Source organism: Polaromonas sp. P3_A5 (assembly GCF_056403055.1).
The window spans coordinates 227,731-240,504 of sequence record NZ_JBFUGF010000003.1 but is presented as its reverse complement, the minus strand read 5'-3'; the positions used below and the strand labels follow the sequence as shown (position 1 = coordinate 240,504).

The window sequence follows — 12,774 nt, the reverse complement described above, 5'->3', positions numbered from 1 at the left end:
GCGCTCAAATGGGTCTGGCCTGGTGCTGTTGGGGCTCGCGCTGATCGGGCGTGGCCACTTCGGCGGGCGTGATGCGTGGCGCGTGCGCCGGCAGCCAGCCGGCCCAGGCGGGGTAGCGGCGCAGCAGGTGAAAGACAAAGTAGCTGCGCAGCGTGCGCCACCACGTGGGCTTCACCAGGTCCTGGCGGCCTATCTCTTTGCAGCTGTGCTGCATCAGGTGGTCCAGCCGCGTGCCCAGGTCGTTGTTGAAGGTGCGGTCGCGGATCATGACGTTGGCCTCGAGGTTGAGCGCCAGGCTCAGCGGGTCCAGGTTGCTGGAGCCCACGGTGGCCCATTCGTCGTCGATCACGGCCACCTTGCCGTGCAAGGGGCGGTCGCAGTATTCGTAAATGCGCACACCCGCGTCCAGCAGGTGGTGGTAGAGCATGCTGGCGGCGGTCTTGACGATCGCCATGTCGGGCTCGCCCTGCAGGATGAGGTGTACGTCCACACCGCGCCGCGCGGCGTGGCGCATTTCCCTGAGCAGCCGGTAACCGGGAAAGAAATACGCGTTGGCGATCACGACACGCTGGCGCGCCGTGCGGATGGCGGCGCGGTAGTGGCGCTCGATGTCGTTGGTGTGTTTGCGGTTGTCGCGCGTGACAAAAAGCGCCGCGGCGTCGCCCGCCGGCGCGGGCACGTCGTCCCTGCGCCAGGTGCCGGCCACGGAACGGGCGCGTTCGGAAAAACGTTCACGCAAGCCCGTGGGCGGCTCGGCGCCGGCATTGCGCTGCCCCGCCGCCAGGGCCCTGCGCACAAAGCTGTGGATGTCGGCGACAAGGGGGCCTTCAATCTCGACGGCATAGTCCTGCTTGGCCTGCGGGCCGAAGTCGGCCAGGTGGTCCGCCGAATAGTTGATGCCGCCGACGAAAGCACGTTCGCCATCGACGACCACAATCTTGCGGTGCATACGGCGAAACAGGTTGGTGCGCCAGCCCCACAGCCTGGGCCCCGGGTCAAACACATGCACGCGCACGCCGGCCCGCGTCAGGGTGGAAATGAATTCAGGTGACAGGTCCGGCGAGCCGTAGCCGTCGATCGTCAGGTCGATCTGCACGCCGCGCCGCGCCGCCTGGTGCAGGGCCGCGTGCAGCTCTTCACCGACCTTGTCTTCAAACAGGATGAAGGTTTCCACCACCACCTCGCGTTTGGCCGCGGCAATGCACTCAAAGACGCGCGGGAAAAACTCCTCGCCGTTTTCAAGCAGCTGGAACTGGTTGCCGCTTACCCAACGACTCATGTTCAGAGCTCGATTTCTGCCGCAAGGGGCGCGTGATCTGACAGGTGTGACCAGGGCCGCAGAGGCAGCACCACCGGTGCGTGGCCGATGGCGTTGCGCACATAGATGCGGTCCAGCCGCAGCAGGGGCAGGCGTGCGGGAAAGGTGCGCGCCGCCTTGCCGTTGGCCTGCACAAACACCTCATGCAGCTCGGCGCCTTTTTCCAGCCGGGCATGGGCGCGGTGCCGCCAGTCGTTGAAGTCCCCGGCCACCACGACGGGCGCGTGCGGCGGAATGTTGTTGCGCACCAGTTCGCACAGCATGTCCATTTGCTGCTCGCGGTGCGCTTCCATGAGGCCCAGGTGCACGCAGACGGCGTGCACGTTCACGCTGCGGCCGGGTATCTGCAGTTCGCAATGCAGCAGCCCGCGGCGCTCGGGCCCGCTGATGGACACGTCGAGGTTTTCAAAACGCACGATGGGGAACTTGGACAGCACGGCATTGCCGTGGTGCCCGTTGGTGTAGACCGCGTTGCGGCCGTAGGCGAACTGCGGCCAGATGGTGTCGGCCAGGAATTCGTAGTGCGGCGTTTCCGGGTAGTTGTCGAACTTGTCCTGGTGCTTGACGTGGTTGCCCGTCACTTCCTGCAGGAACACCACGTCCGCCCCGACGCCGCGAACGGCTTCGCGCAGCTCGGGCAGGATGAATTTGCGGTTGAAAAAGGTAAAGCCCTTGTGGATGTTGACCGTGAGTACCTTGAACGAGAACGAAGATTCGGGGCTGACCGCTGCAAGTGCAGTCTGCGTGTCGGCCTCGACGGCCTCCATGTCGATCAGCGTGGCGGCTTCAGGAGAGCGGGTGGGCACGGCGACAGACAGGGCATCCGGCCCGCGGCGCGAAGCTGAAGAAGGCGATGGCGATGGCGAAGGGGATTCGGGTGTGGAAGTCGGCATAGGAAAGATAAGCGAGTAGGCCCAGACAGGCAGGCGGAAAGGGCGCAGGACAGGCCTTGGCACCCATTGTTATTCTGCGCCCGGGGAGTGACTGTAGGACAGTAACTTATTTGCGGCAGGGCGCGGCGTACGCAAGCGCCTGGGACGTGCCTTTGGCCACAGCCCGCGGGCGCAGTGTCCTACATGGCGCGGAGGGCCTCTCCGATAAGGCCGGCGGGCCCGGCCCGCTAGATTGAATTCAACGTTAGCCCCGATGAAGTGGCAGGCGTGTTTTTTCAACCCAGCCTACGAGCACAACCCAAGGAACTACTCCCATGTTCAAAACCCCCTCTTCCATGAAGACCCTTTCCCTTGCAGCTGCCATGACGGCCGCACTGATGTTTGGCGCAGCTGCACACGCGCAGACCGATCCTGCGGGCAAACCAGGCGACAGCTCGGGTTCGGTCTCCACCGGTGCAACGGCCAAGACGCCTGAGCAGCGTGACGCCGCCAAGTCCGAAAAACAGGCAGCGAAATCCGACAAGAAGCAGGTCAAGGCCGCCAAACGCGCTGCACGCAAGAGTAAAGCCGCCACTGCAGGCGCTGCCCCCACGGATTCGGGCGGTACCAGCAAGTAAGGCCAGGCGCTGCCTTGGCGCCATGACAGTTTCAGGTTGAAGGTGCGCTGACGCGTTGCCATCACCCTTTTTGAAGGAGTTTGATATGTCCAAGTACTTTATGCGTTCCATTCCTGCGGCCGCTGCGTTGACCGCAGTCACGTTGTTCGGCTCTGCCGGCGCCTTTGCACAGGGCCTCGGTGTGGGTGTCGGCACCGGTGTAGGGGTCGGCGTCTCGGCCGGCCAGAACACCAATATCGACGCCGGTGTTCGCGCGAATGCCGCGGCAGGCGCTACCTCGGACTCCAGCGGACCCTCCTCGGGATCTTCCAGCGGCAGGCTCGGTGCCGGCGCCAATGTCTCCGGCTCAGCCCAGGGGGACACCTCCGCAGGCAGCAGGGCCGCGGCCGCGGTGGACAACACTGCCCGCAGCACCGGCCGGGCTGTAGCCCGCACCGGCAACGCCGTGAAGAGCGGCGCCAAGCGCACCTACAACAAGCTGGATAGCGCTGCGGGCAGTGCCCGTGTCCAGGGCAGTGTTCAGGGTGATGCGGCCGTCGGCGGCACTTCGAAGTAAGGGCAGGCAAGGTGCGGGTGTAATCGCCGCAAGGTAGTTGCACCGCCACAAAGCCGGGCACGGGGTTCTACCTGCCCGGCTTTTTTCGCGCCTGCGTTATTTGGGCCGGGGCTGCTGCAAGCCCTTGCCGGGCTGGGGTAGCTTCCCGGCCCGGAGTTCGGTGACAGCGGTGGCAACCGCCCTGGCCACGTTGCGGACTTCTTCCATCAGGGCTTTGTCTGCGTCCAGCGTGTCGTGGCTGGTGGCATAGGGTTCGTAGTAGCCGATGTAGCGGTCCAGGCGGGCCTGGCTGCCGGCGTCGATCAGGCCCATCCAGTCCAGCCAGTCGCACAGGCTTCGGCGCGCGCCCTCGATCCCGGCCACGTCGCCATGCACCACGACACCGTACGCGCGGCCGGCCAGGTGCTTGGGATAGTCCCAGCCTTTCATCTCCAGCGCCTTGGCTTCCTCCGGCTTTTTGCCGTGGGTGGTGGTGGGGTCGGGGTTGCCGCCGTCGGCACACACCAGGCGGTCGATCATGAGTTTGAGCGGGCTGGGTGACTGGTACCAGTACACGGGCGTGAGGATGATGACGGCATGCGCAGCCGTCCAGCGTTCGTAGATCTCGGCCATCCAGTCGCTGGTTTGCCCCAATGCATGGTTGGGGTAGCAGCTGCAAGGCCAGTGGCACAGCGGCATGGCGGTCGACACGCAGCCTTTGCAGGGGTGGATGTTGAGGCGGTAGCTGGAGGTGAGCAGGCTGAGGTCCAGCACATCGGGATTCATGCCTGCCTCTTGGAGCGTGGTCTTCGCGCTGTTGAGCAGGCGCCAGGTCTTGGAGATTTCGCCGGGGCAGGTGCCGTCGTTGCGGGCGGAGCCGCACACCAGCAGCACGCGGGAAGGCGTGGCCGGGTCTTTCCAGGCCGCCTGCGCTTTGGCCAGGCGTTCGCGGGTTTCCAGCCATTCGACGGACAGGTCGTAGTCGGGGTCGGAAAATTCTTCCCCGGCCTTGCGCGTGTGGGGCGCCTTGCGGCCCTCCTGGTAGGCATCCCAGGCCACGCTTTCAAGCCGGGCCAGGGCTTCGTCTTCCTGCCGGAATGCCGGGTCGACAAAAGATTGCATGAAGCGTTCGTGGAACGCGTCGCGTGAAAGGACGGCCGGTGCCTGGCCTTTGCGTACCGTGGTCATCTGCCGAGTCTAGTGACCCTGCAGGGCTTGAACCGGGGGTTTCGATGCCGTCCTACGCGGGCTTTCGGCGCCGTCTGGCGAGCTGCGGTTTTTGGTAAAAATGGCCTGTAATCCTTATGTAAGCAGCGCAGACAGCTATCAAAATAATAGCTAATGAGAAATGTGAACTGGCCACAAAAAAGCCCGCACGCAGCCGTTGGGGCTGCCGTGCGGGCCTGACACCGCTTCAGTTCAGCGTGTCGCAGTTATGGCTCAACCTTTTTGTGGGGCCGGGCCGTGGCCGCGAGGACCGCCATGGCGCATGCCATGCTTTTTGTGCTCGGCATCAAAGGTTTTTTGCTGCTCGGGTGTGAGCCCCGCGTAGAAGGTCTTGGTGGCTTCACCGCGCTTGTCCATCGCCGCGTTCATTTCGGCCATGCGCTGGGTGCGCATTTCCTTCATCTTGTCGATGCGCTGGGGCGTGGTCAGCTTGTCGAACTCGGCGCGTTGCTCCGGCGTGGGGCGTGCTCCGTGTGCGGGCGGCTGCATGGAGGCGGTGTAGCTGGTCCATGCGCCTTCCTGGGCAGGCGTGAGCTTGAGCTTGGCCTTCAGTTCGGCCTGGTGCTTGGCGATCATGGCCTGCATCTTGGCGGGGTCGTGGCGGCCCATGCGGCCTTCGTGGGGGCCGGCAGGCTTGCCTGCGGCGGGCGGCGATCCGGCGGGTGGTGCAGGAGGCGTTTGTGCCATGGCACCGGCGCCAACGGTTGCCAGCAGGCCGGCCAGTACGAGGCTGTTGAGGGAAGCAGGGCGGTTGAATGCGAATTTCATGGGGAACTTCCTTTCAGGAGAAGATGCCTGAGTTCCATTGAGTCGTGACATACGGCTTTTGGCTTCAGGTTGAAAGCAAGTGTGCGGGCCGTCTGTTTCCCTGGCGTTGCCGGGCGATGACGGTATGTAAAGTTTGGTGAAAGCCTGGTGGTGGCCACGGGGCAAGGACGTAAATATTGCCGGAGGCCGTTTTGCGGACGGCCGTGCCTCACGCCCAGGGCTTGCGGGTATGCTGTGTGCCTCAACGTCTTACCCGTCCGCCGACCAAATGAGTTTTTTGTCTGAACTGAAGAAGCACGCCACGGAACTGCAAAGCCGGCAACTCGGTGTGCAGCAAGACCTGAGCACCAACACGCAAAACTGCGAATTCGCATGCAAGATGGCGCGCAAATACCTGCAGGAACTGTGCGCGCAGCTCAATGTGATCAGACCGCCGGCGCCCGGCGACTACAGCCTGAATGGGAAACAGCCGTTCCCGCCGCTTGCGCTGGCAAACCTTCGGTGCGACGCCCGTACCAAGATGCTGAGAAACGCAGAAGCGATTGACTACATCGGGATGGGATGGGATCTGCTTCCGGCCAAGGGAAGTGTGGCCGTCCATAGCGTGACAGTGAACTTCCCGCCGGATCTTGAACGGGTGACGAGCCGCCTGTCTGTCGGCAAGGTACCGCATGAGCGCAAGGAGCAGCGTCATCCGGAAACCAACAAACTGTTGGCCTATGTGTTCGAGTATGAAACGCAGACACGGGGTTTTATCACGGTCACGCCGGACCACGACCGCGGCGAAATTGCCTTCCGGATCAGCAATGTGGGCGGCTTTGGTGTGGAAAACACGACCTACCCCGCGGCACAGGTTACGCCGGGCCTGATGGACGAATTGGCCAAAAAACTGGTTGGGCAGGCGAGCCGCTTTGGGTAACTGGCCCCTGGTTTTTGTCTCCCTCGCCGGTTAAGGTGCTATTGACCACGGTCAATTGCCATTACCGTCCGGCCTGCCTACAATGGCCTCAGCTTGTCGGGGTGCCAAGGATGTTTCCGTGAGGAGGCTTTCGAGGCTGAGATCGCAGTATGCGAGACCCGCTGAACCTGATCGGGATTATCCCCGCGTAGGGAACAACGCAATTGGCTCCGGAACTCCGCAGCGGCATCCCACATGCCACCGATGGACCCCCGGCTCCCCAGCAGGCACCCCACCTTCTGGAGAACCACATGGCCAAAACCCGACTCACCGTTGACACCCAAGACCTCACCAGTCGCATCACGCGCGCGCCTTTTCCGGGCTCCGCAAAAATCTATATTGAAGGCTCGCGCCCCGACATTCGCGTTCCGTTCCGTGAAGTCACGCTGACCGACACGCTGGTGCACGAAGGCGCCGGCGAGCCGCGCCGCGAGGCCAACCCGCCGCTGCGTTTGTATGACGCTTCGGGTGTCTACACCGACCCGGCCTCGCCCATCGACATTACGCGCGGCCTGCCGCCGCTGCGCGGCGCCTGGATCAACGAGCGCCAGGACACCGAAGCCCTGCCCGGCATCAGCAGCGCCTACGGCCGTGAGCGCCTGAACGATCCGGCCCTGGCCGCGCTACGCATGGCGCATGCGCCCGTGCCGCGACGCGCCAAGGCCGGCGCCAATGTGTCGCAGATGCATTACGCGCGCAAAGGCATCATCACCCCCGAGATGGAATACATCGCGGTGCGCGAAAACCTGGTGCGCGCGCAGCTGGCTGAGCGCCTGGCCACTGAACGCATGCCGAAAAAAGGGCACTCCTTCAACGCCGCGATTCCGGAGCAGATCACGGCCGAGTTTGTGCGCGACGAAGTGGCGCGCGGCCGCGCCGTCATTCCGAACAACATCAACCACCCTGAGAGCGAGCCGATGATCATCGGCCGCAACTTCCTGATCAAGGTGAATGCCAACATCGGCAACTCGGCGGTCACCTCGAGCATCGAAGAAGAAGTCGACAAGCTGGTCTGGTCGATCCGATGGGGCGCAGACACCGTGATGGATCTCTCGACGGGCGAGAACATCCATGAAACACGCGAATGGATCTTGCGCAACTCGCCGGTACCCATCGGCACGGTGCCGATTTACCAGGCGCTGGAAAAAGTCAACGGCAAGGCCGAAGACCTGACCTGGGAAATCTTCCGCGACACGCTGATCGAGCAGGCGGAGCAGGGCGTTGACTACTTCACCATCCACGCCGGTGTGCGCCTGGCCTATGTGCCGCTCACGGCCAACCGCCTGACGGGCATCGTCTCGCGCGGCGGCTCCATCATGGCCAAGTGGTGCCTGTCGCACCACAAGGAAAGCTTCTTGTACGAGCGCTTCGACGAGATCTGCGAGATCATGAAGGCGTATGACGTGTGCTTCTCGCTGGGCGACGGCCTGCGCCCCGGCTCGATTGCCGATGCGAACGACGAAGCGCAGTTTGCCGAGCTGCACACGCTGGGCGAGCTCACGCAGATCGCCTGGAAGCATGATGTGCAGGTGATGATCGAAGGCCCCGGCCATGTACCGCTGCAGCTGGTGAAGGAAAACGTCGACAAGCAGCTCGAAGCCTGCTTTGAAGCGCCTTTCTATACGCTGGGCCCGCTGATCACCGACATCTCGCCGGGCTATGACCACATCTCTTCGGCCATGGGCGCGGCCAACATCGGCTGGTACGGCACGGCCATGCTCTGCTACGTGACGCCGAAAGAGCATTTGGGCCTGCCCAACCGCGACGATGTGAAGCAGGGCCTGATCGCCTACAAGATCGCCGCGCATGCGGGCGACCTGGCCAAGGGCTACCCTGGCGCGCAGATGTGGGACAACGCGGTGTCGAAAGCACGCTTTGAGTTCCGCTGGGAAGACCAGTTCCGCCTGGCGATCGACCCTGACACGGCGATGGCGTATCACGACGAAACGCTGCCCAAAGAGAACGCCAAGGTGGCGCATTTCTGCTCGATGTGCGGGCCGAAGTTCTGTTCGATGAAAATCTCGCAGGAGGTGCGCGAGTTTGCGCGGCTCAACCCGGCCACCACCACGCTGGCGTCGGCCACCACGACAATTCCCATCAAGCAGATCGCCACCGGCTTTGAGGAAAAGGCCAAGGAGTTCCGCGAAGGCGGGAGCGAGATTTATTCCTGAGTTGTTTCGGAGCCGTCCCTGACATGAGCACTTTGCACATCGGCATCGCGGGCGCAGGCCTGGCCGGACGCACGCTGGCCTGGCGCCTGCTGCGCGCCGGCTGCCGCGTCAGCCTGTTCGATGCGCGGGCGCGTGACGATCTGGCCACGGCCTCGATGACGGCGGCGGCGATGCTCTCGCCGCTGGCGGAGCTGGCGGTGGCTGACGAGGCCGTGTTTGCCCTGGGCCAGCGCTCGATGCAGCTATGGCCGCAATGGATTGCCGAGCTGGAGGTTGCAGGCTTGCCGGTGTATTTCCGGCGCGAAGGTACGCTGGTGGTGGCCCATGCACCCGACCAGAGTTCGCTGGAACATTTCACCCGCCTGCTGATGCACAAGCTGCCTGATGCGTCACGTGCGCAGGTGCAGGCGCTTGATGCCGCTGCGCTGGGCCGGGCCGAGCCCGCGCTTGCCGGGCGCTTTGGCGGCGGCTTGCTGCTGGAAGGCGAAGGCCAGCTGGCCAATGACCAGTGGATGGCCGCGCTGGCGGTGGAGATCGACAGGCTGGGCGGCACCTGGCTCGAAGGCCAGGCAGTCAACGCTGTGGAAGAGGGCCGCATTGTCTGCGCCGGACAAACCCATGGCGTGGATGTTGCGGTGGACGCACGCGGTGTGGGTGCGAAGGAAGGCTGGCCGCAGCTGCGCGGCGTGCGCGGCGAGGTGCTGACGGTGGAATGCGCCGGCGTGACGTTGCAGCGCCCGGTGCGCCTGATGCATCCGCGCTACCAGCTGTATGTGGCGCCGCGGCCCGGCCACCGTTTTGTGGTGGGCGCGACCGAGCTGGAATCGGAAGACAGCGGGCCGGTGACCTTGCGCTCCACACTCGAGCTCGCCAGCGCGCTGCACAGCCTGCACCCGGCTTTTGGCGAGGCCAGGGTGCTGCGCCTGGCGGCTGCACTGCGGCCTGCGCTGGACGACCACCGGCCGGCGATTGCGCTGCGCAACGGTGTCTGGCACATCAATGGCCTGTACCGTCATGGGTATCTGTGCGCGCCCGCGCTGGTGGATGGGCTTGTCCATAAACTCCTGAGTACGGAGAATGAATGACATGACGACGACAACATTGGAAATATCGTTGAACGGTGAACGCATGGAAACCGATGCGCCGACACTGCAGGCATTGCTGCAGGCGCGGGGCTACGACTTCAAGAGCGCCTTTGCCTGCGCCATCAACAATGGGTTTGTGCCGCGGCCGCAGTGGCCGGAGCGCGCGCTACAGGATGGTGATCGCATCGATGTGGTGACCCCGATTACAGGGGGATAGACATGACACACCCCTGTCGGATGCTCACTGCGTGTAGCACCTTCCCCCCTTGCAGGGGGCGACGCTGGCGGCCTGGCGGAGCCAGTTCCGCGGCGTCTGCTGGCATCGCGATACTTTTGCGGAACGCTTGATATGACAACACCTGCATTACCTTCTATCGCCCACGGCCAGCCCCTGAAGGTCGGTGGCAAGACTTTGTCCAGCCGCTTCTTCCTTGGCACCTCGCATTACCCCTCGCCGCAAGTCATGAGCGATGCGGTGCGTGCCAGCGGGTGCGAAGTGCTGACGGTGGGCCTGCGCCGCCTGCAGCCGGAAAGTGGCGGCGGCAACAGTTTCTGGCAACGTATCCAGGCGCTGGGCTGCCACATCCTGCCCAACACGGCGGGCTGCCACAGCGCGGAAGAGGCGATCACGCTGGCGCAGATGGCGCGCGAGATTTTCGGCACGACCTGGATCAAGCTGGAGGTGATCGGCGACGACTACACCTTGCAGCCCGACACACACGCCACCCTGCACGCCGCAACGGTGCTGGCCAAAGACGGGTTTGCCGTGTTTGCCTACACGACGGATGACCTGGTGATAGCCCAGCGCCTGCGTGATGCGGGCTGCGCGGCCGTGATGCCCTGGGCAGCGCCCATTGGCACGGGCCGCGGGCCGCTGAACCCTTATGCGCTGGAAACCATGCGCCGCCGCCTGCCCGATGCGGTGCTGGTGGTTGATGCCGGCATCGGCCGGCCTTCGCATGCGGCGGCGGTGATGGAGCTGGGCTTTGATGCGGTGCTGCTGAACACCGCGGTGGCGCAGGCCGGCGACCCGGTGCGCATGGCGCGCGCTTTTGCCGACGGCGTGGCCGCCGGCCGCGCCGCTTATGAGTCGACACCCATGCCGGAGCGGGCTGCCGCGCAGGCTTCCACGCCGACCGTTGGCGTACCCTTCTGGCACGCACCCTGACTGGACTTCCGATGAAAACCCCCGCCTTTGCCCCATTGACCGGCCCAATTGGTTTTTACCCCGTGGTGCCCGACGCAGCCTGGGTCAAACGCCTGCTGGGCTGGGGCGTGCGCACGATCCAGCTGCGCATCAAGGCGGCGGACCACACGTCTGCGGAGATTTCCGCCGAAGTACAGGCGGCGATTGAAGCAGGGCGCGGCATCAAGGGCGCGCAGGTTTTTATCAACGACCACTGGAAGCTGGCGCTGGATTTCGGCGCGTATGGGGTGCACCTGGGCCAGGAAGACCTGGACACGGCCAACCTGGATGCGCTGCGCAAGGGCGGTGTGCGGCTGGGCCTGAGCACCCACACGCCGGCTGAACTTGCGCGCGCGCATGCGGTGCAGCCGTCTTACCTGGCCATTGGCCCTGTTTACCCGACGACGCTCAAGGTCATGCCTTATGAGCCGGTGGGGCTGGAGCAGCTGCGCGACTGGGCCTTGCGGGCGTCGCCCTACCCGGTGGTGGCGATAGGCGGCATCTCGCTGGACCGCATCGCCGGCGTGATGGCGTGTGGCGTGGGCGGCGTGGCTGTGGTGAGCGCCGTGACGCTGGCAGTCGACCCGCAGGAAGCCGCGCTGCACGGCCTGCGCCTGGCGGCACCGAACCGGGCCTAGATCGGGTTCATGGATGAAAAGGCCCGCTCAGGCAATCTGAACGGGCGCAAGCAGCTATTAATTTGATAGCGTCGGGTAGTCTGTGTAGCCCTTTTCGCGGCCGCCGTAGAAGGTGGCCTTGTCCGGCGTGTTGAGCGGCGCGCCAGCGCGCAGCCGCTCCACCAGGTCCGGGTTGGCGATATAGGGCTTGCCGAAGGCGACCAGGTCGGCGCCGTTGGCGACCGCTTTTTCAGCCAGCACCTGGTCGTAGCCGTTGTTGACCATCCATGCGCCCTTGCCGCCGGCCTGACGGTAGGCGGCCTTGAGTGCCTTGTAGTCGAACGGACGGTCGTCGATTTCGCGCGGGCCGCCGGTGGCGCCTTCGATGATGTGGATGTAGGCGAGATTGAGTGTGGCAAGCTGCTTGACCACGTAGTCAAACAAGGGCTGTGGGTCGGTGTCGTGCACATCGTTGGCGGGCGTGACGGGTGACAGGCGAATGCCGGTGCGGCCGCCGCCCACGGCATCCGTCACGGCCCGGGTGATTTCCAGCAGCAGGCGGGCGCGGTTTTCGATGCTGCCGCCGTAGTCGTCGGTGCGCTTGTTGCTGCCGTCTTTGAGGAACTGGTCGAGCAGGTAGCCGTTGGCGCCGTGGATTTCGACGCCGTCAAAACCGGCCGTCTCGACGGCGTTACGCGCCGCTGCCGCAAAGGTGTGCACGATGCCAGGGATTTCAGCTGCCGTGAGCGCGCGCGGTTCAGAGGTTTCAACAAAGGTCGGCACGCCGTCCTCGATCAGCACGGTCTTGGTCTTGGCGGTGATGGCCGAAGGCGCGACCGGCTTGCCACCGTCAGGTTGGAGTTTGGTGTGTGAAACCCGGCCGACATGCCAGAGTTGCACGACGATCTTGCCGCCCTTGGCATGTACAGCACGGGTCACTTCCTTCCAGGCGTCGAGCTGCTCGCTGCCGTACAACCCTGGGACGTCGGCATAGCCCTGGCCCTGATGGCTGACGGCGGTGGCCTCGGTGATCAGCAGCCCGGCGCTGGCACGCTGGCCGTAATAAATCTGCGCGATGTCGGTCGGGATGGCGTTGGGTGAGCGGTTGCGCGTGAGCGGCGCCATCACGATGCGGTTGGCAAGGGCCAGGTCACCGGCTTTGTTGGAGTCGAATAGGGTGGGCATGGTTGGTCCTGAAAGTCAAAAGCTGCGGAAATGAAAACAGGGCCAGTTTGGCCCTGTTTGGATTGGCCCGCCCAACACGGGTTGCTCGTTTCATGCTATTGACCGACCCATAAGGACACGCCATGGCGTGTCCTTGGTCTTTGTGCATTCGAGTTTGTCTTCGGCTGCTTGGCTGTTCGGTATTCCTTCCCCACCCCCTTCTGTATGCGCCGAG

At 64.3% G+C, this 12,774-nt stretch carries 13 protein-coding genes and 1 riboswitch; of the genes, 8 read left to right on the top strand and 5 right to left on the bottom strand.

Annotation, left to right across the window (positions count from 1 at the left end; all coding sequences use genetic code 11):
• Positions 1–4 precede the first annotated feature (4 nt).
• Positions 5–1,279 carry a cardiolipin synthase ClsB gene (gene clsB / locus AC1DU8_RS20605; protein ID WP_457281873.1) on the bottom strand — a complete coding sequence of 425 codons (1,275 nt, stop codon included), beginning with the start codon at positions 1,277–1,279 and terminating at the stop codon, positions 5–7.
• Between the two features lie 2 nt (positions 1,280–1,281).
• A complete protein-coding gene (locus tag AC1DU8_RS20600) occupies positions 1,282–2,085 on the bottom strand; it encodes an endonuclease/exonuclease/phosphatase family protein (RefSeq protein ID WP_457282084.1) in 804 nt (267 codons plus the stop codon).
• A 440-nt stretch (positions 2,086–2,525) separates the two neighbouring features.
• Here AC1DU8_RS20600 and AC1DU8_RS20595 point away from each other — a divergent pair, with 440 nt between their 5' ends.
• A complete protein-coding gene (locus AC1DU8_RS20595; RefSeq protein WP_457281872.1) occupies positions 2,526–2,828 on the top strand; it encodes a hypothetical protein in 303 nt (100 codons plus the stop codon).
• A gap of 85 nt (positions 2,829–2,913) precedes the next feature.
• Positions 2,914–3,384, top strand: coding sequence for a hypothetical protein (locus AC1DU8_RS20590; RefSeq protein ID WP_457281871.1), 471 nt, complete (start codon positions 2,914–2,916; stop codon positions 3,382–3,384).
• A gap of 96 nt (positions 3,385–3,480) precedes the next feature.
• Here the strand turns inward: AC1DU8_RS20590 and AC1DU8_RS20585 are convergent, their stop codons facing one another.
• Together AC1DU8_RS20585 and AC1DU8_RS20580 are read right to left on the bottom strand one after the other, a co-directional pair.
• Positions 3,481–4,551, bottom strand: a complete 1,071-nt coding sequence (locus AC1DU8_RS20585; protein WP_477701564.1) for a flavodoxin family protein — start codon at positions 4,549–4,551, stop codon at positions 3,481–3,483.
• Between the two features lie 252 nt (positions 4,552–4,803).
• On the bottom strand, positions 4,804–5,358 hold the full coding sequence (locus AC1DU8_RS20580) for a Spy/CpxP family protein refolding chaperone (RefSeq protein ID WP_457281869.1): 555 nt from the start codon (positions 5,356–5,358) through the stop codon (positions 4,804–4,806).
• Positions 5,359–5,626: 268 nt separating this feature from the next.
• On the opposite strand from AC1DU8_RS20580, the gene AC1DU8_RS20575 reads away from it, so the two are divergent.
• From AC1DU8_RS20575 to thiE, 6 genes are all read left to right on the top strand, one after another.
• Positions 5,627–6,277, top strand: coding sequence for a hypothetical protein (locus AC1DU8_RS20575; RefSeq protein ID WP_457306457.1), 651 nt, complete (start codon positions 5,627–5,629; stop codon positions 6,275–6,277).
• 87 nt (positions 6,278–6,364) lie between these two features.
• Positions 6,365–6,488: riboswitch (TPP riboswitch) on the top strand.
• A gap of 79 nt (positions 6,489–6,567) precedes the next feature.
• Positions 6,568–8,487 carry a phosphomethylpyrimidine synthase ThiC gene (gene thiC, locus AC1DU8_RS20570; protein ID WP_457281867.1) on the top strand — a complete coding sequence of 640 codons (1,920 nt, stop codon included), beginning with the start codon at positions 6,568–6,570 and terminating at the stop codon, positions 8,485–8,487.
• Between the two features lie 23 nt (positions 8,488–8,510).
• On the top strand, positions 8,511–9,572 hold the full coding sequence (gene thiO / locus AC1DU8_RS20565; protein ID WP_477689706.1) for a glycine oxidase ThiO: 1,062 nt from the start codon (positions 8,511–8,513) through the stop codon (positions 9,570–9,572).
• Positions 9,565–9,789, top strand: a complete 225-nt coding sequence (thiS, locus tag AC1DU8_RS20560) for a sulfur carrier protein ThiS (protein WP_477689705.1) — start codon at positions 9,565–9,567, stop codon at positions 9,787–9,789. The genes thiO and thiS overlap by 8 nt, the downstream gene beginning before the upstream one ends.
• Before the next feature lie 132 nt (positions 9,790–9,921).
• Positions 9,922–10,740, top strand: a complete 819-nt coding sequence (locus AC1DU8_RS20555; RefSeq protein WP_457281864.1) for a thiazole synthase — start codon at positions 9,922–9,924, stop codon at positions 10,738–10,740.
• Positions 10,741–10,751: 11 nt separating this feature from the next.
• Positions 10,752–11,396 (top strand): thiamine phosphate synthase, encoded by a 645-nt coding sequence (gene thiE, locus AC1DU8_RS20550; protein ID WP_457281863.1) that lies wholly within the window; start codon positions 10,752–10,754, stop codon positions 11,394–11,396.
• A gap of 57 nt (positions 11,397–11,453) precedes the next feature.
• On the opposite strand, the gene AC1DU8_RS20545 is transcribed toward thiE, so the two are convergent.
• Entirely contained in the window at positions 11,454–12,560 is a 1,107-nt protein-coding gene (locus AC1DU8_RS20545) for an alkene reductase (RefSeq protein ID WP_477667024.1), read from the bottom strand.
• Between the last annotated feature and the right edge of the window lie 214 nt (positions 12,561–12,774).

Excerpts from the sequence above, each read along its gene's own strand:
- clsB (WP_457281873.1), bottom strand. The coding sequence starts at position 1,279 with ATGAGTCGTTGGGTAAGCGGCAACCAGTTCCAGCTGCTTGAAAACGGC.
- AC1DU8_RS20600 (WP_457282084.1), bottom strand. The coding sequence starts at position 2,085 with ATGGAGGCCGTCGAGGCCGACACGCAGACTGCACTTGCAGCGGTCAGC.
- AC1DU8_RS20595 (WP_457281872.1), top strand. The coding sequence starts at position 2,526 with ATGTTCAAAACCCCCTCTTCCATGAAGACCCTTTCCCTTGCAGCTGCC.
- AC1DU8_RS20590 (WP_457281871.1), top strand. The coding sequence starts at position 2,914 with ATGTCCAAGTACTTTATGCGTTCCATTCCTGCGGCCGCTGCGTTGACC.
- AC1DU8_RS20585 (WP_477701564.1), bottom strand. The coding sequence starts at position 4,551 with ATGACCACGGTACGCAAAGGCCAGGCACCGGCCGTCCTTTCACGCGAC.
- AC1DU8_RS20580 (WP_457281869.1), bottom strand. The coding sequence starts at position 5,358 with ATGAAATTCGCATTCAACCGCCCTGCTTCCCTCAACAGCCTCGTACTG.
- AC1DU8_RS20575 (WP_457306457.1), top strand. The coding sequence starts at position 5,627 with ATGAGTTTTTTGTCTGAACTGAAGAAGCACGCCACGGAACTGCAAAGC.
- thiC (WP_457281867.1), top strand. The coding sequence starts at position 6,568 with ATGGCCAAAACCCGACTCACCGTTGACACCCAAGACCTCACCAGTCGC.
- thiO (WP_477689706.1), top strand. The coding sequence starts at position 8,511 with ATGAGCACTTTGCACATCGGCATCGCGGGCGCAGGCCTGGCCGGACGC.
- thiS (WP_477689705.1), top strand. The coding sequence starts at position 9,565 with ATGAATGACATGACGACGACAACATTGGAAATATCGTTGAACGGTGAA.
- AC1DU8_RS20555 (WP_457281864.1), top strand. The coding sequence starts at position 9,922 with ATGACAACACCTGCATTACCTTCTATCGCCCACGGCCAGCCCCTGAAG.
- thiE (WP_457281863.1), top strand. The coding sequence starts at position 10,752 with ATGAAAACCCCCGCCTTTGCCCCATTGACCGGCCCAATTGGTTTTTAC.
- AC1DU8_RS20545 (WP_477667024.1), bottom strand. The coding sequence starts at position 12,560 with ATGCCCACCCTATTCGACTCCAACAAAGCCGGTGACCTGGCCCTTGCC.